Annotated in this window: 15 protein-coding genes and 2 tRNA genes; 8 read left to right on the top strand and 9 right to left on the bottom strand. The window is 60.3% G+C overall.

Annotated elements, in window-relative coordinates; all coding sequences use genetic code 11:
• Nucleotides 1-4 precede the first annotated feature (4 nt).
• The 3 genes from CSV86_RS18725 to CSV86_RS18715 form a co-directional block, all read right to left on the bottom strand.
• Nucleotides 5-1300, bottom strand: coding sequence for a virulence factor family protein (locus CSV86_RS18725; protein ID WP_009395155.1), 1296 nt, complete (start codon nucleotides 1298-1300; stop codon nucleotides 5-7).
• On the bottom strand, nucleotides 1300-3939 hold the full coding sequence (gene mprF, locus CSV86_RS18720) for a bifunctional lysylphosphatidylglycerol flippase/synthetase MprF (RefSeq protein ID WP_009395148.1): 2640 nt from the start codon (nucleotides 3937-3939) through the stop codon (nucleotides 1300-1302). Before mprF ends, CSV86_RS18725 begins: the two co-directional genes overlap by 1 nt.
• Nucleotides 3940-4188: 249 nt before the next feature.
• Nucleotides 4189-4503 carry an ArsR/SmtB family transcription factor gene (locus CSV86_RS18715; protein ID WP_000349485.1) on the bottom strand — a complete coding sequence of 105 codons (315 nt, stop codon included), beginning with the start codon at nucleotides 4501-4503 and terminating at the stop codon, nucleotides 4189-4191.
• Nucleotides 4504-4644: 141 nt separating this feature from the next.
• On the opposite strand from CSV86_RS18715, the gene CSV86_RS18710 reads away from it, so the two are divergent.
• Nucleotides 4645-5649 (top strand): permease, encoded by a 1005-nt coding sequence (locus CSV86_RS18710; protein ID WP_040363373.1) that lies wholly within the window; start codon nucleotides 4645-4647, stop codon nucleotides 5647-5649.
• Nucleotides 5650-5661: 12 nt separating this feature from the next.
• Nucleotides 5662-6939 carry an ISL3 family transposase gene (locus CSV86_RS18705; protein WP_000610830.1) on the top strand — a complete coding sequence of 426 codons (1278 nt, stop codon included), beginning with the start codon at nucleotides 5662-5664 and terminating at the stop codon, nucleotides 6937-6939.
• 212 nt (nucleotides 6940-7151) lie between these two features.
• On the opposite strand, the gene CSV86_RS18700 is transcribed toward CSV86_RS18705, so the two are convergent.
• Nucleotides 7152-7228: transfer RNA gene (locus tag CSV86_RS18700), tRNA-Met, on the bottom strand.
• Nucleotides 7229-7363: 135 nt separating this feature from the next.
• Nucleotides 7364-7440: transfer RNA gene (locus CSV86_RS18695), tRNA-Met, on the bottom strand.
• 212 nt (nucleotides 7441-7652) lie between these two features.
• On the opposite strand from CSV86_RS18695, the gene dinB reads away from it, so the two are divergent.
• Nucleotides 7653-8717, top strand: coding sequence for a DNA polymerase IV (dinB, locus tag CSV86_RS18690; RefSeq protein WP_009402137.1), 1065 nt, complete (start codon nucleotides 7653-7655; stop codon nucleotides 8715-8717).
• A 45-nt stretch (nucleotides 8718-8762) separates the two neighbouring features.
• Here the strand turns inward: dinB and CSV86_RS18685 are convergent, their stop codons facing one another.
• From CSV86_RS18685 to CSV86_RS18675, 3 genes are all read right to left on the bottom strand, one after another.
• Entirely contained in the window at nucleotides 8763-9716 is a 954-nt protein-coding gene (locus CSV86_RS18685) for a hypothetical protein (RefSeq protein ID WP_009402136.1), read from the bottom strand.
• Between the two features lie 20 nt (nucleotides 9717-9736).
• Nucleotides 9737-11452 (bottom strand): proline--tRNA ligase, encoded by a 1716-nt coding sequence (locus tag CSV86_RS18680; RefSeq protein ID WP_009402134.1) that lies wholly within the window; start codon nucleotides 11450-11452, stop codon nucleotides 9737-9739.
• 164 nt (nucleotides 11453-11616) lie between these two features.
• Nucleotides 11617-12921: an OprD family porin gene (locus tag CSV86_RS18675; protein WP_009402132.1), complete on the bottom strand. Its 1305-nt coding sequence runs from the start codon at nucleotides 12919-12921 to the stop codon at nucleotides 11617-11619.
• Nucleotides 12922-13702: 781 nt separating this feature from the next.
• Between CSV86_RS18675 and CSV86_RS18670 the strand changes: the two genes are divergently transcribed.
• Both CSV86_RS18670 and CSV86_RS18665 read left to right on the top strand, forming a co-directional pair.
• A complete protein-coding gene (locus tag CSV86_RS18670) occupies nucleotides 13703-14128 on the top strand; it encodes an HIT family protein (protein ID WP_009402130.1) in 426 nt (141 codons plus the stop codon).
• 3 nt (nucleotides 14129-14131) lie between these two features.
• The gene (locus tag CSV86_RS18665) at nucleotides 14132-14338 is read left to right on the top strand and encodes a SlyX family protein (protein ID WP_009402128.1); all 207 of its coding nucleotides are present in this window, start codon (nucleotides 14132-14134) and stop codon (nucleotides 14336-14338) included.
• 70 nt (nucleotides 14339-14408) lie between these two features.
• Here CSV86_RS18665 and CSV86_RS32790 read toward each other — a convergent pair whose 3' ends face one another.
• Complete coding sequence (locus CSV86_RS32790) at nucleotides 14409-14999, bottom strand: cold-shock protein (RefSeq protein ID WP_037061086.1); 591 nt, start codon at nucleotides 14997-14999, stop codon at nucleotides 14409-14411.
• A 302-nt stretch (nucleotides 15000-15301) separates the two neighbouring features.
• Between CSV86_RS32790 and CSV86_RS18655 the strand changes: the two genes are divergently transcribed.
• The 3 genes from CSV86_RS18655 to CSV86_RS18645 all read left to right on the top strand — a co-directional run bounded on the left by CSV86_RS18655 (nucleotide 15302) and on the right by CSV86_RS18645 (nucleotide 16716).
• Nucleotides 15302-15775 (top strand): Dps family protein, encoded by a 474-nt coding sequence (locus CSV86_RS18655; RefSeq protein WP_009402123.1) that lies wholly within the window; start codon nucleotides 15302-15304, stop codon nucleotides 15773-15775.
• A gap of 259 nt (nucleotides 15776-16034) precedes the next feature.
• Nucleotides 16035-16388: a ribbon-helix-helix domain-containing protein gene (locus tag CSV86_RS18650; protein ID WP_009402121.1), complete on the top strand. Its 354-nt coding sequence runs from the start codon at nucleotides 16035-16037 to the stop codon at nucleotides 16386-16388.
• 112 nt (nucleotides 16389-16500) lie between these two features.
• Entirely contained in the window at nucleotides 16501-16716 is a 216-nt protein-coding gene (locus CSV86_RS18645; protein WP_009402119.1) for an FmdB family zinc ribbon protein, read from the top strand.
• Nucleotides 16717-16752: the final 36 nt, after the last annotated feature.

The following is a 16752-nucleotide window of genomic DNA, read 5'->3' as shown; positions in this document are numbered from 1 at the left end:
CACCTCAATTCTGCTCAGCCACACTGGTCTTGCCCTGGCGGCTTTCGATCTCGCCGATCAGCTTGCGCGCCAATGCCGGGTAGTTCTCGTCGAAATGGTGACCGCCCGGCAGCTTGAGCTTCTCGCCTACCGCCGTGCTGTCGGTGCAGCCGCTTTCATCGGTTTCTTCCACGCCATACACGCAGAGCACCTTGGCCGCCGGCATCTTCGCCATTTCCGGGCCGGTCGGGGCCTCCTTGCCTTCCTGGCCCAGCCAGCCTTCCACTTCGATCTCGAAGCTGCCGCTACGGGCGAAAGCCAGCAGGATAACGGCATCGATGCGCTTCTGGTCCGCTTCCGGCAAGCGGTTGTAGATCGCCGGCAGCACGTCCGCGCCAAAGGAGTAGCCAGTCAGTACGAAGCGCTTGGTGCCCCATTTCTGCCGGTAGTGCTGCATCAGTTCGGAGAGGTCCACGGCGCTTTGTTCCGGAGTCTTGTGCTGCCAGTAGTAACGCAGGGTGTCGATGCCCACCACTGGATAGCCAAGCTTGGCCATCTCGCCGGCGACGTCGCGGTCCAGGTCACGCCAGCCGCCGTCACCGGAAAGGAACAGGGTCACGGTGTCGGTCGTCTGCCCGGCGGGCACCTCCACCACCGGGATGCTCATCGCGTTGCCGTCTTCGCCCAGCAGGGCGGTGGTCAGTTGCGCCTTGAGCACCTGCGGCAGGTGCACGTCGTAGTCGGAGATGCTGGTTTCGGCGTTGGCCTGGTCGCGCACGAAAGCGGCGCTGGCATCGTCAGGGTTGTCGTTCCACGCCACGTTCCAGTGGCCATGGGGGGCCGACTTGGCGAGCGGAAGCGTGCAGCCCGGGCGTTCCAGGTTGAAGCCCACGGAAATGGCCTGGGCCTTGTCGTCCTTTTGCGCGGCCAGCCAGTCCCAGGCCAGGTTGGCGCCGGGGCCGATGCCGGCGACCAGGGTCGGCGCGCCCTTGAGTTGCTCGATGGCAAGCTGCACGGCTTTTTGCTGCTGAGCGCAGTCGCCCAGCGGCAGGGTGACCTGGACCAACTGCGCTTCACCGCTCTGGCTGAGGTCCAGCAGTTGCTTGTCGCTCAGCAGTTGGTCCTGTGGCGAGGCGATCAGCACCCGGGCCCGGGCGTCGGTGCCGGGGGTGGCGCGCACGGCAGTGCTGCCGTCGCCGAGGGTGATGTGCTCCAGGTGCGCCTCCGGAGCCGGGCGCGTCCACAGCCAGAAGCCTGCCGCCGCTGCCAGCAGCGCCGCGAGCAGCGCGCCGAGCAGGTAATGCCAGTAACGTCGAATCATCAGCGTTTCACCAATCCTGTAAGACCGCCCGCGATCAGGGCGGCGGTATCGGCCAGTGCGACCAGCGGATCGAGTCCGGCAGGGACGGCCATGTAACGGGGTTCCCAGTCTGGCTGGAACTTGTCTTTGAAGCGGCGCAGGCCCTGGAAGTTATAGAGCTGCTCGCCGCGCTGGAACACCATCGAGCCCAGGCGCTGGGTCAGTGGTGCGCCGCGCCGCGGCTGCAGGCCCGACAGGGGCACCATGCCAAGGCTGAAGCGGGCATATCCATGCTGTTTATAGTGTTGGATCAGGCCGATCATCATGAATTCCATGGTCAGCTTCGGCGCCTCCGGATGGGCGCGCATCAAGTCGAGACTGGCCAGTTCGCGACTATGGGTTTCCAGCAGGTTGGCAAAGGCCACCGGTTGGCCCTGGAAGCGGATCAGGGCGATGCGGAAGTGTTGCAGGTAGTCTTCGCTGAAGCGGCCCAGGGAAAAACCTTTCTCGCGCACGTTCTTGCCGCTGAGCCAGGCATCGGAAATAACCTTCAGTTCTTCCAGCGGCGCCTGGCCGGGTTCGTGGATTTCCAGGCTCAGGCCATCGCGGCTACCTCGGTTCCAGGTGTAGCGCAGGTCCTTCATCTCCTTGCCCTTGGCTTCCAGGTCGAAGCGCGGCAGGTTGACCCGTGCCTCTTCGCCCAGCTTGATCGCCGTCAGGCCGATGTCCATGTAGAACGGCAGGTTCTCGGCGCGCACTTGGTAGAACACCGGGCGGGCGTGATGAACGTCGCAGAGGTCGCGGAACTGCCAGATCATCTCCGCGCGACGCTGGGTCGGGCCGATCGGGTCGTACAGCGCGACCAGGCTGCGACCACGGCGCGCGTACATCAGGAAGGCATCATCGTTGGGGTGGAACAGCAGCGCCTTGTCGCCGGTCAAGGCCAGGCCGCCGTCGGGCTGGTCCGACGCCAGCAGGATGCGGTTGGCGCGCTGCAGTTCTTCGGCGGTCGGTAGATGGATCGTCGGGCGGGCGGTGCGCAGCAGCCAGGTCAGGGCCAGCACGACCAGCAGCACCGCGCTGCCCAGCGCCGAGCGCAGGCCGCGCGGGGCATCGGCATCGAGGGTGAACTGCCACCACAGTTGATGGCTATAGGGCACGTCCTGATAGGCGAACAGCAAAAGCCAGATCGACGCACCGACCACGCAGGCGCTGGCTACCAGGTAGACCGGCGAGAAGGGCAGTTCCAGCAATCGGCTCGGACGGTAGAACGAGCGCCGGAACAAGGCCAGCAGGCTCGCGGTGAAGATCATGATGCTGGCTTCTTCCCAGTCGAAGCCCTTGAGCAGGGACAGCAGGGCGCCGACCAGGAGCAATATGGTGGTCAGCATCCACGCTGCCGAGAGGCGACGGCGCAGGCCCTGGGCGAGCAGCAGGCAGAGCACGCCGATCAGGCTGGCGCCGAAGTGCGAGGCATCGATCAGGCGGTGCGGGATCAGGAAGCCCAGGTGCTTGAGACGGGTATCGATTTCCGGGGTGGCACCCGAGAACAGCAGCACCACGCCGGAAAGGAATACCAGCACGGCGAGCACTGGCGCAGCCAGGCCCGAGGCGACCTTGATCGCCTGTTGCGCAAAGAGGAAGCGGCGCGCTTCGCTGGCCAGCAGGATCACGCAGGCCACCAGCATCGGCAGCACCACATAGATGAGGCGATACAGCAGCAGCGCGGCGGCCAGCGGCGCGGCGCCCAACTGGTTGGCAAAGGCGGCCAGCAAGATCGCTTCGAATACACCGACGCCGCCAGGTACATGGCTGAGGACGCCTGCCGCCAGGGCCAACAGGTAGACCAGCAGGAAGGCGCCGAAAGGTGGGGCTTCGGGTAGCAGCAGGTAGAGCACGGTTGCGGCGGCGGCCACGTCCAGGGCAGTGATGACCAGTTGCAGCAGGGCCAGCCTGGCGCCCGGCAAGCGCAGGGTACGACGACCGACCCGGGCCAGCAGGGCGTGGGCGAACGGCTGTTCGGGCAAGCGGCGACGATACAGGCCGTAGGCGAGGGCTGCGCTGAGCAGCAGCACCGTAACAGCGATAGCGGCCAGCACACCCGCAGGCAGGCGCAGCGCTTCGGCTGCAGCGGGCAGGTTGCTCAGGGTTGCCAGCGCTGCCAGCGGTGGCAGTGCGCAGCCCAGGGACAGGCTGGCGAACAAGGTCATGCGCGCCACTTCGGCCGCACCGACGCCTTGCCGGGCATACAGGCGGTAACGCACCGAGCCGCCGGAAAGCAGCGACAAACCAATGGCGTTGCCGATGGCAAAGGCGCAGAAGCCGCCCATGACCAGGCTGCCAGCAGGCAGTTTGACATCGGCATAACGGCTGGCCGACCACTCATAGCCAAGCAGGATCACGAAGCCGATTGCGGTTGCCAGCAAGGCGCCGCTGAGTGCAGGCAACGGCACGCTCAGCAACTGGTCATGCAGGGCGTAGATATCCAGCTCGCTGAGCAAGTGCCGGCAGGCGATCAGGGCTATCCCGAACAGCACCAGGGTCACGGCCAGGCCGATGGGTTGACGATACTTGCTCAGCAGATCGAGCCAGCGCAGGCGGCTGTCGGCAATAGGATGGGCGGCAGTAACGGGAATGTCGGTTTCAGCGGTAGGGCGCATCAATCACCTCGGGGACTGTGCGCGACAGGATGGGCGTATCCAGTCAATTTACCAATCCCTATGGAAAAATAATGGGTATCCGGAATTTCTGGTTGATAAAATGCCAAAGATGTAAAGAAGAAAATCTTTCTCAGCGGATTATCTGATTGATCCTCTTCAGCCTACTCTACTGCCAATTTTCTGTTTCCACCTTCGCCTGAGTCTTCATAGCGATGCTGACTAGGGAGGACAGCGAGAGCTGGGCAAGCGTCAAAGCGGTTCTGGTTCATGCGCAATCCGGACACCTGCACAACATTCCTCTTGTAAGAAACCGATCAAATTCTCTAGGTGCCCATACTCGGGTATACAGACAATCGTGCGGCTATGTTTCTCCTGCCGGATCAGCCCTACCTTGGCCATGCGCGCAAGGTGATGTGATAGCGTCGAAGCAGGAATACCCAGCCCCTTCTGGATATCTCCGACCGAAGCCCCATCATGGCCAGCTTTGACCAGAAAGCGGAACACGGACAGTCGGTGACTATTCCCTAGCTCAGCTAAGCTGGCTGCAACCTTTTCGTGATCCATAGCACGCCCCAATAATTCGATGTTTCTAGAATTATAGTTGACAGGTCGGATAAACGCAAGTAGGCTGCGTACATCATTTCGACAATACTAGAAATATAGGAGTAATATTGAATGTCATCTCAACTCCAAGACGCTCTAGGCATGTTCGCCTTTCTCGCTATCGAGCTATCGGTTTTATTCATTGGCATTAGCTTGCTGGTCGGAGTTCTTCAACGTCACATCCCACCATCCAAGGTGGAAGCGTTACTGACTTCCAGTGGGAAGCGAGGCTATTTTCTTGCTGCTGGTTTAGGAGCTATAACGCCCTTCTGTAGTTGCTCGACTATCCCCATGTTGAAAGGGTTGATTCGGGCACGGGCCGGTTTTGGGCCGATGATGGTGTTTCTTTTCTCATCTCCGTTGCTGAATCCTATCGTCGTCGGCCTGCTGGTTGCCACGTTTGGATGGACACTTACTGCTATCTATGTGCTCGCCGCTTTGGTGGTCGCGGTAGGTGCCGGATGGCTGCTTCACACGCTTGGCTTCGAGCGTTATGTGCGCCGGACGGCGACACAAGAGAGCAGTGGATGTAGTTCATCAGCAAGCCCGTGCAGTGCTACATCGACCGCATCGAGTTGCGGCACCAACAGCTGCGACACCACTCCGAAGACGGCTTCTTGCGGGGCTGATAGGAAGACAACAGTCTCTACGTCTAGCGAATGCTGTGACAGTCAACCCACTGTCACGGTTAAGAAAGAAGGGAAGTACAGTGGTGTGTGGCGGGAAGCTTGGTCGGACTTTATCGATGTGTTGCCTTACCTGCTCATCGGTATTGCGATTGGCAGCGTGATCTATGGTTTCATGCCCACTGACTTATTGGAGCAGTATGCAGGCCCAGATAATCCCTTTGCCATTCCAGTTGCCGCTGTCATCGGCGTGCCGTTGTATATTCGCGCTGAAGCCGTCATACCTCTGGCAGCGGCTCTGATGGCCAAAGGCGTGGGTGCCGGGACGGTGCTAGCGTTGATCATCGGCAGTGCCGGAGCCAGCCTGACTGAGCTCATTCTGTTGCGCTCTTTGTTCACGCTGAAGCTTTTAGCGGCGTTTTTAGCAGTCATTTTTGCTATGGCGATGATTGCCGGTTACGCCACCTACCTGTTTTTCTGATCAAGGCGGGAGATGATTAATTCGTTAAGCCTTCCTGGGTACCAGTTGGTGGATTCTGATGAGCAGAATGAAGACATACATTTTCGGCTTGAAGCACCTACACCAGTAGCCTGCGAGGGGTGCGGCGTGCAGGGTGAGTTCGTGCGGTTCGGCAAGCGTGACGTTCCCTATCGTGATCTGCCCATCCACGGCAAGCGGGTCACTCTCTGGGTGGTCCGCCGCCGATACACCTGCCGGGCCTGCAAGACAACATTCAGGCCCCAGCTACCGGAGATGGTGGACGGATTCCGTATGACACTGCGGCTGCATGAGTACGTGGAGAAGGAATCCTTCAACCACCCCTACACCTTTGTGGCGGCACAGACCGGCCTGGACGAGAAGACGGTGCGCGACATCTTCAACGCCCGCGCCGAGTTCCTGGGGCGCTGGCACCGCTTCGAGACGCCCCGCATCCTGGGCATTGACGAGCTATACCTGAACAAGCGCTACCGCTGCATTCTGACCAACATTGAGGAGCGAACCCTGCTCGACCTGCTGGCCACCCGCCGCCAGGACGTGGTGACCAACTACCTGATGAAGCTGAAAGACCGGCAGAAGGTCGAGATCGTCAGCATGGACATGTGGAACCCCTACCGGGCAGCGGTCAAGGCTGTGCTGCCCCAGGCCCGTATCGTGGTCGATAAGTTCCATGTGGTGCGCATGGCCAACGATGCCCTAGAGAGAGTGCGCAAGGGCCTCAGAAAGGAGCTGAAACCGTCCCAGAGCCGGACTCTCAAGGGAGACCGGAAAATCCTGCTGAAACGCGCTCACGAAGTCTCAGACCGGGAGCGCCTCATCATGGAGACCTGGACAGGCGCGTTCCCGCAACTGCTGGCCGCCTACGAGCACAAGGAGCGCTTCTACGGCATCTGGGACGCCACCACACGGCTCCAGGCAGAAGCCGCCCTGGACGAGTGGATAGCCACCATCCCGAAGGGCCAAAAGGAAGTCTGGAGCGATCTGGTCAGGGCAGTGGGAAACTGGCGCGAAGAGACCATGACCTACTTCGAGACGGACATGCCCGTCACCAACGCTTACACGGAGTCCATCAACCGACTGGCCAAGGACAAGAACCGTGAAGGGCGCGGTTACTCCTTCGAGGTGATGCGGGCACGAATGCTCTACACCACGAAGCACAAGAAGAAGGCACCGACTGCGAAGGTCTCTCCTTTCTACAAGAAAACCATCGGTTACGGACTGCCGGACTTCGCAGAGGAACTCAACTACGGAGTCGATCTATCAACCATCTGATAATGGTATCAGGTTGGTGGGGTAAAGGTGCCCCATCAACCATTAAATCCGTATACCCAAAATAATGTCTGAATATTACTAGCGTTCAGGCGGATCCGTGCCGGTCATGATAGTTAAAGAATATTTACGTTGCCGGCGCCAGGGCGAGAGGTGGGGGAATTTTCCCGCGCAAACGAAAAAGGCCAATCTTTCGATTGGCCTTTTTCTGTATCTGGTTGCGGGAGCCGGATTTGAACCGACGACCTTCGGGTTATGAGCCCGACGAGCTACCAGGCTGCTCCATCCCGCGTCTGATGGGTGCGCATTCTACAGCCTTGTTTCTTGCTGTCAATGCTTAATTGTTGATTTTCCTGAAAAACCTGACCCTGGCCAAATCGCAGGCAAATGAAAAAGGCCAATCTTTCGATTGGCCTTTTCCTGTATCTGGTTGCGGGAGCCGGATTTGAACCGACGACCTTCGGGTTATGAGCCCGACGAGCTACCAGGCTGCTCCATCCCGCGCCTGTGGGATCGAATTCTACAGGGATGCGTTTCCCTGTCAAGCAAAAGCTGCAAAAAATCCTTTTTTCTTCAAATGGTTAGCATTCTGGGAGGGGCCTGGGCCCGGCGGCGGGGCACGCACCGCGCTGATCGGGGCGGTATAGAGGGGTGATGCGGTCGGGCAAGGCGAGTGAGATACTGCGCGTACGATTTTTCCGCATTAACGGTCATACATGCGCCAACGCAAGATCATTCATATCGACTGCGATTGCTTTTACGCGGCCATCGAGATGCGTGACGACCCGCGCCTGGCCGGGCGGCCGCTTGCCGTTGGTGGTTCGGCCGAGCGTCGTGGCGTGATTGCCACCTGCAACTATGAGGCCCGGGCCTTCGGCGTGCGCTCGGCGATGTCGTCGCGGCACGCCTTGGGTCTATGCCCGGACCTGCTGATCGTCAAGCCGCGCATGGATGCCTATAAGGAGGCGTCGCGGGAGATCCACAACGTTTTTCGAGAATACACCGACCTTATCGAGCCCCTGTCGCTGGATGAAGCCTATCTGGATGTCAGCGACAGCGAGCGCTGTTCGGGTAGTGGCACGCTGATCGCCCAGGATATCCGGCGCAAGATCGCCCAGCGCCTGCATATCACCGTTTCCGCCGGAGTGGCGCCCAACAAGTTCCTGGCCAAGATCGCCAGCGACTGGCGCAAGCCCAACGGCTGCTTCGTGATCACCCCGGCGGAGGTGGAAGGCTTCGTCGCAGGCTTGCCGGTAAGCAAGCTGCACGGCGTGGGCAAGGTTACCGCGGACAAGCTGCATCGCCTGGGCATCGTGACCTGCCTCGACCTTCGTCAGTGGGAGCGGTTGGCGCTGGTAAGGGAGTTCGGCGGGTTTGGCGAGCGCCTGTTCAATCTGGCCCGCGGTATCGATGAGCGCCCGGTACAGAACGACAGCCGGCGCCAGTCCATCAGCGTGGAAAACACCTACGACCAGGATTTGCCGGACCTGGCCAGTTGCCTGGAGAAGCTCCCGGAATTGCTTGAATCACTCAATGGCCGCATGCAGCGAATCGACAGCAGCTATCGGCCTGGCAAGCCATTCGTCAAGGTCAAGTTCCATGATTTCAGCCAGACCACCCTGGAGCAGGCGGGGGCAGGGCGAGACTTGCACAGTTACCAGCAGTTGCTCGGCCAGGCCTTCGCTCGCGGTGGGCGGCCGGTTCGCCTGCTGGGTATCGGCGTGCGCTTGCAGGACCTGCGCGGCGCTCATGAACAGTTGGAGCTGTTTCCCGTCTCCTGAAATGCAAAAAGCACCTTAACGGTGCTTTTGCGGAGGGTATTTCACTCACTGGGCGGCAGGATCTGCGACCAGGCGATGCGCATCCTTTCTCAGCGACTGCAGGAATTCCTGTTGCAGCTCCGGATCGTTGCGGGTCAGCTCGATCAGGCTCTGTTCCAGTTCGCTGGCTTCCTCTTCCAGGCCCAGGTCCGACAGGCGCTTGACCCGGTGCACCCACTGGCTGACATCGTCGTCCTCGAGGTCGTCGAAGATCAGGTCATGGGCTTCTACCAGTTTGTTGCGCAGGGTGCCGCTCACCAGCAAGCTGGCGTCGGCGCGCACCGCACTGTCGTCATCGACCACCGACAGGTGAAGGGTGCCGACATGGGTCAGGTTCTGTTCGCTGAACGGGCTGTCCAGCAGGTTCAGGCGCAGGACGCCATTGCGATCGGTGGTCAGCTCGTAGGTGCTCTTGCCAGCCTTCACCTCGACCGGCCGCTCGCTCCAGGGAACACTGCTGTATTCCTGGCGCTTGTCCTTCTGCACTTCATCGATGCCGGCCAGGTTCTGCTGCGCGCGGCCATTGGACTGCACGTTCATGAACGGGTTGAGGCCGGCGATGCCATAACTGAGCCAGTCATGAGTGACGCTGTCGGGAAGGCTGCCAAGGGCGAAAACGTTCACCACGTTGGCGCCGACCCCGGCGACCACCGCCACCGCACCCAGCGGAATCTCATAGATTTCCCGCCAGGGTTGATACGGGGTGTAGCGATCGTAGCGGCGGGTCACTTCGAATTCGGTCACTTCGAAGTTCTTCTGCTCATGGATGCGCACACGGCGTTGCGGCAGCTCGAGTACCTTGGGCTCTCCGACATCGATCTGCAGGCTGTGCTCGAGCAGCTTGCGCTCGATGCGTTCCTCGTGGTCGCTGCGCTGCGACATCTGGTTGGCGCAACCGCCCAGGAGCAGGGCGCCGCACAAGGCGGCGCCGCCGAAGGTAAAGGTACTTCGCTTGAACATGGCTACTCTGGCATTGGCTATCAGCGACGGATGCGGGCTTGCAGGAACGACACGACGTCCGCCACGGGCAGGGCCTGGGCCTCGCTCTCGGTGCGGTGCTTGTATTCCAGCTTGCCCTCGGCCAGGCCGCGATCGCTGACGACGATACGGTGCGGAATGCCGATCAGTTCCATGTCGGCGAACTTGATGCCGGGGCTGGTCTTCTTGTCGCGATCGTCGAGCAGCACGTCGAAGCCGGCGGCGGTCAGTTCGGCGTACAGCTTGTCGGTGGCCGCACGGACTTCCTCGGTTTCATAGCGCAGCGGTACCAGGGCGATATGGAAGGGCGCCAGCGCGTCGCTCCAGATGATGCCCTTGTCGTCGTAGTTCTGCTCGATGGCGGCAGCGACCACGCGGGAAACGCCGATGCCGTAGCAGCCCATGGTCAGGGTGACCGGCTTGCCGTTCTCACCCAGCACCTGGCACTTCAGCGCTTCGCTGTACTTGGTGCCGAGCTGGAAGATGTGGCCCACTTCGATACCGCGCTTGATCTGCAGGGTGCCCTTGCCGTCCGGGCTAGGGTCGCCTTCGACCACATTGCGCAGGTCGGCGACTTCCGGAACCGGCAGATCGCGTTCCCAGTTCACGCCGAAGTAGTGCTTGTCGTCGATGTTGGCGCCGATGGCGAAGTCGCTCATCAGGGCGACCGAACGGTCGATGATGCAGGTCAGCGGCAGGTTCAGCGGGCCAAGGGAGCCGGCGCCGGCGCCAATGGCTGCGCGCAGCTCTTCTTCGTTGGCCATGACCAGCGGTTCGGCGACCTGGGGCAGCTTGGTCGCCTTGATTTCGTTGAGTTCGTGGTCGCCACGGACCACCAGGGCCACCAGCTTGCCTTCCTCCGCGCCATGCACGATCAGGGTCTTGATGGTGCGCTCGATCGGCACCCCAAAGCCTTCGACCAGGGCGGCAATGGTCTTGGTGTTCGGGGTATCGACCAGGCGCAGGGCTTCGGTCGGCGCAGGGCGCACGGTTTCCCGCGGGATGGCCTCGGCTTTTTCGATGTTGGCGGCGTAGTCGGAGCTGTCGCTGAAGATCACGTCGTCTTCACCGGACTCGGCCAGCACATGGAACTCGTGGGAGTAGCTGCCGCCGATGGAGCCGGTATCGGCCTGCACCGGACGGAAGTTCAGGCCCAGGCGGGTGAACACGTTGCAGTAGGCCTGGTGCATGCGGTCGTAGGTTTCCTGCAGGGAAGCCTGGTCGGCATGGAAGGAGTAGGCGTCCTTCATGATGAATTCGCGGCCGCGCATCAGGCCGAAGCGCGGACGGATCTCGTCGCGGAACTTGGTCTGGATCTGGTACATGTTCAGCGGCAGCTGCTTGTAGCTGCTCAGCTCGTTGCGGGCCAGGTCGGTGATGACCTCTTCGTGGGTCGGGCCGACGCAGAATTCGCGGTTGTGGCGGTCTTTCAGGCGCAGCAGCTCGGGGCCGTACTGTTCCCAGCGACCGGACTCCTGCCACAGCTCAGCCGGCTGGATGGCCGGCATCAGCACTTCCAGGGCACCGGCGGCGTTCATTTCCTCGCGAACCACGGCTTCGACCTTGCGCATCACGCGCAGGCCCATCGGCAGCCAGGTATACAGGCCGGAGGCGAGCTTGCGGATCATGCCGGCACGCAGCATGAGCTGGTGGCTGATGACGACCGCGTCGGAAGGGGTTTCTTTCTGTGTGGCGAGCAAATATTGACTGGTGCGCATGATAGGCCGTTGTCGGTTGCTTAACTGAAATGACCCCGCATTGTACGGGGGGAATCGGTAACGTATAGGACGCAGGAAACCTAATCTGTCGTAAGTCGATGACACAAATGAAAAAGCCCGGCAGGGCCGGGCTTCTTCGTACTGAGGTCTGCGGGCCGGAGGGCTTACAGGATGCTCAGTGGGTACTCGATGATCAGGCGTACATCGTTGTTGTCAGGGGTGTAGTCTTCCTGGTAAGCATCGTTGGCACGGTACACGGCGTAGCGAACGCGGAAGGACAGGTCTTTGGCCGGGCCTTCCTGCATGACGTACTTGGACTCGAAGTTCCACTCGTGTTCCTTGCCTTCGTTGCCCGAAGTGGTGCTGATGTCATCACCCTTGATGTAGCGGGTCATGAAGGTCAGGCCTGGTACGCCGAAGGATGCCATGTTCAGGTCGTAGCGAGCCTGCCAGGATTTCTCGTCCTTGCCGAGGAAGTCGGAAATCTGGATGGAGTTGGCAACGAAGATCGTGCCGTTACCATCTACGCCGTAGTTGTAGCCGGTGTCACCGCTGGAACGCTGGTAGGCCAGGGTGAACTTGTGGGCGCCGAAGCTATAGGCACCGGCGAGGCTCCACAGTTTGTTGTCCAGTTCGTTGGCTATTGCTTCGCCCTGATCCTTCGAGCGATAGCCGTTGAAGTCGAAGTTCAGCGATTGTGTGTCATTGATCGGCAGGGTGTAGTTCAGGTTGATGTATTGCTTCTTCCAGTAGTCTTCGACGTCCGATGCAGCCAGGGTGCCGGTGAAGGAATCGGTGAACGCGTAGGTGGCGCCGACGATGTTGGCCGAGGTCAGGCCTTTGGCATTGCGACCGTTGATGCTGTCACGGCCCATGCCAGTCTGCGAGCTCAGCGCGGTGAAGCGACCGGCGCTCAGTTCCAGGCCCTTGATCTCCTTGCTGGTGATCAAGGTGCCAGTAGCGACTTCCGGCAGCAGACGGCTGTCGTCGGTGGCGAATACCGGGCTGGCTACGAACTGCTGGCCATACTTCAGTACGGTGTCGGAGATGCGGAACTTGACTGCGGCGCCGCCCTTGCCTTGGGCTTTTTCAGGGTTGCCGTCGCTGTCGTTACGGAACAGGCCGTTGCCGCTGTCGCCGCGGGTGCGGCCACTGCCGCCGTCCAGGCGGACCGAGCCCATTGCCATGGCGTCCACACCGACACCTACGGTGCCTTGGGTAAAGCCGGATTCGAAGGTCACCAGCTCGGAGACGCCAGCGTCTTCACGATAGCCTTTGCGATCGCCTTTGACGTTGGTGTTGGCCTCACCGTGCTTCAGGTCGCGGTTCATGTACATGGCGCGGGTTTTTGCGGTCAGGGTGCTGTCTTCGACGAAACCCTTGGACTCATCCTGCGAGGACGCTACAGCCAGTTGCGAGGTCCCGGCAGCTACGGCCAGGGCGATCATGCTCCACTTCATCACGCGCATCGTGATTTGCTCCTTTGGTTTTTAGGAAGATTGCTGCTGCCCCACCTGGTTTTTTTATCGGGGCTGCTCTTTCTTGTTTGAGTCGGCGGAAATGTATATCACGCTGACTGTCATTAGCGATACTTGCGAATTGAACCTTTCGGTAACTTTACGGTCGTGTCGCAAATACTTATATCCATGTCGCAAATTACGTTCCGCGTAGGACGGATCGTACAACTCCAGCGCTGTTTCGGTCGGACCCAAGACCATGCTTCATAACCCTGGATCCGCGATCCCCAAACTCCCTGGTCGCCCGTGCAGCTGTTGTTATTTGTCGCACCCCGGCTGTGTATGCAGACGACATGCCGACCATGCCAAGGTGCAATGCAACAAGCGTGCTCAAAGCCGCCAAGTGTTGACGAAATTTTCACTTTTTCCAGTCTGGCACCGGAAAAGGACCGAAAAACCGGGGCTCAAAGAACGCTCCGCTCTTTTGTCGGTATTTTTCTGGAATAAGGGAAAAATCGACCTCGAAGTCAGAACGTTACCGTCGCAGGGCCTTGAGTGGGTAGTTTGTGGATGTCCGGCGCTCCTCGGTAGGTCGCGAAGCGCCATTTTGGTGCGGAAAGTAGCATTTTGTTACCGGTGCCCTGAAACACGGGGTGAAACGCTTCGGCGGCCCGGTTTTGCGGGCTGCTTTTCGGTGCTTTGTTGTCCGCCCGTGCCCGATACCGGTAACAGGAGTATCCTGCGCTCCTGTGTCGCGCAGGTGGGCTGCACTGAATGATGAGGAGATTGCCCCGTGTTTGCATTGGATTCGCGTCTTGAACAAGACACTTTCGCATTGGGGGACTTTCCTCTTTGCCGTTTGTTACTTAGTAAGGATGCTAACTATCCCTGGTTCATCCTGGTGCCCCGTCGCCCTGGCATCAGTGAAATATTTCAATTGGATGACAGTGATCGCCTGCAACTTTGGAAGGAAACCGATTTCCTGAGTAAAACGCTTGGGGAATGTTTTGCCGCGGACAAGATGAATGTGGCCGCGCTGGGTAATGTCGTCAGCCAGCTACATATGCATGTGATCGTTCGCCGTCGTAATGACGCTGCATGGCCGGCGCCGGTTTGGGGGCAAAAACCTGCAGTCGGATATACGGCCGATCAGTTGAATGAAGTCCGCCAGCGCATCGCGGCAGTACTGGGTGATGACTTCCGGTTCGTGGAGGCTTGAGCAATGAACCTTGAAGAGCGGGTAATGGAGCTGGAGAGTCGCCTGGCCTTCCAGGATGATACTTTGCTGGCCCTGAACGATGTGATCGTCGAGCAGCAGCGTGTCGTGGAGCGCCTGCAGTTGCAGATGGCCGCCCTGCTCAAGCGCTATGAGGAGGTGATGGGGCAATATGGGGCAGGCGAAGAGGAAGCGCCGCCGCCGCATTACTGAAGTTTCCTCCATGAAAAAGCCGCGACAGCCTACAAGGCTTCGCGGCTTTTTCGTTTGCAGCGGTCAGTGATCAGCGGCGAGGTGCAGCGATCACGTCTTCGGCCTGCAGCCCCTTGTCCCGATTCATGACCGAGAACTCGACACGCTGGCCTTCGACCAATACCCGGTGGCCTTCGCCGCGAATCGCGCGGAAGTGCACGAAGATGTCGTCTCCCGAGTCCCGGGAAATGAAGCCGAAGCCCTTGGACGTGTTGAACCACTTTACCGTGCCGGTATCGCGGTTGCTCATGTCGTACTGGGTGTTGCCGGTGCTGCGGGCCTTGGGCTGGCTCATGAAGCCGGCACCGAGGTGAAGCACCGCGGCGAGCAGCGCAACCAGCAGGGCGGCGAGGGCATCCATGTCGGGCAATGCCAGCAGCGCCAGCGCCTGCAGGATCACTGCAAGCACCAGGAATACGCTGGCGGCGATCTGCAGATACTGGCGTACGCCCTTGTAGTACTGCGGAACGATCGGGGCAAGGATCAGGTTGGCCAGGCCCAGGAGTGCCAGGTAGATGGCGTCGGGTTGTTGCAGGTAGGGCGTGGTATCGGCCCTGAGGCTGGGTATGAAGGACAGCAGCAAGGCAGCTGCGCCCGTCAGGAGGTGGACGATCTTGAACATGTTGGTTTGGCTCGCATCATTATTCAGGCGGATCACAGTAAGAGCTGGAACCACGGTGCGCGGTACATGGAAAAAGCGCAAAAGCGTGGCGTTTCCAGCCTATGCGCCATGGCGCTGAGACTTGGCCATGGCGGCACGCCGCCTATTTAACCGCAAAGCCCGGGGCTTCTCAAATCAGCGGGACGCCCGGCTCGCGAGGCCTGCAGCATCGTGTCACGGGGTCTGGGCTGCACGCTGTGAAAACTCTTGATACAGTGACACCAGAGCGTTTGAACCGAAAAATCAGAGGAAGGAATTTTCAGATGGCAATCGATATCGGAATCAGCCAAGAAGATCGCAAGTCCATTGCCGACGGCCTGTCCCGCCTGCTTGCCGACACCTACGTGCTGTACCTGAAGACCCACAACTTCCATTGGAACGTGACCGGTCCCAGCTTTCGCACCCTGCACCTGATGTTCGAAGAGCAGTACAACGAACTGGCGCTGGCCGTCGACTCGATCGCCGAGCGGATCCGTGCCCTGGGCTTCCCGGCCCCCGGCACCTATGCCCAGTACCTGCGTCTGGCCTCGATCAAGGAAACCGAAGGTGTGCCGAGCTCGGACGAGATGATCAAGTACCTGGTCGAAGGCCAGGAGGCCGTTGTGCGCACCGCCCGCAGCCTGTTCCCGTTGACCGACAAGGTCAGCGACGAGCCGACAGCCGATCTGCTGACCCAGCGCATGCAGGTCCACGAGAAGACTGCATGGATGCTGCGCGTCCTGCTCGAAGAGAAATGATTCACCGCTGACCTGTCCAGGCTAAGCGCAAAACCCGGCGTCCTCGAAAAGGCGCCGGGTTTTTTGTGCCTGCCGGCCACGTTTCGCAAGGCCTGGAAGCGTTTTCTCCGGTTATCCGATAGGCCGCGGTTTGCTGATACCTCCTACATCACGAGGGCGGTCGTCTGCTAGTGCAGCCGGATCCATCGGCGCTTCATGACGGGACGTGCGCGGTGCCTTCGCCCGCGCTTTCCTTCCTGTCCTGGTGAGTGGTGTGGCAATGTCCCGATCCCTGAATCAGAGCCTGTGCAAGCCCGGCGAGCCGCGGGGCATCGATATCGACCCGTTCGAGTCGGATTTCAACATGCAACTGGCCCAGCCCTTGTCGCGCTCGGTGCGACTGAACGGTTTCGCAACCTGCCTGCGCCTGGAAAACATCTATTGGGCCGTGCTGGAGCGGATTGCCCGGGCCAACGGCTGCACGGTCAACTCGGTGCTGTCCCATGTCGACCGGGAGGTTCATCTGCGCCATGGCGGGGTCAAGAACTTCAGCGGGCTGGTGCGGGTCATCTGCGTGGTGTTCCTGCTCAACGCAGCCGACGAGGCGGACGAGGAGGGCGATCCGGTCCGATGACCGTTCGCCACGCAGGTGTCGTCCGTGGGCTGCACAGCCCCGGCTAACCATATATAATCCCGCTTTTTGCTGCGTGGCGCGGTCCGCGCAGGACTCACCCGAGATACACCTCATGCCTCTGTACGACTATCAATGCGGTTCCTGCAGCCACCAGATGGAAGTGCTGCAGAAAATCAGCGCGGCGCCGCTGACCGACTGTCCCGCCTGCCAGCAGCCCGAACTGAAAAAGGTCCTGTCCGCCCCCGGTTTTCGCCTGAGCGGCAAGGGCTGGTACGAAACCGATTTCAAGACCGGTGCGAAAAAGAATCTGGCCGGCAACGGCGACTGAGTTGAACTGTACTGCCCGGGTCTTGCACTATTGACC

The sequence above is a fragment of the Pseudomonas bharatica CSV86 genome (genome assembly GCF_000319305.2).
Taxonomy (GTDB): Bacteria; Pseudomonadota; Gammaproteobacteria; order Pseudomonadales; family Pseudomonadaceae; genus Aquipseudomonas; species Aquipseudomonas bharatica.
Note: the sequence above shows the minus strand (reverse complement) of the source record. Positions and strands in the feature narration are given on the sequence as shown.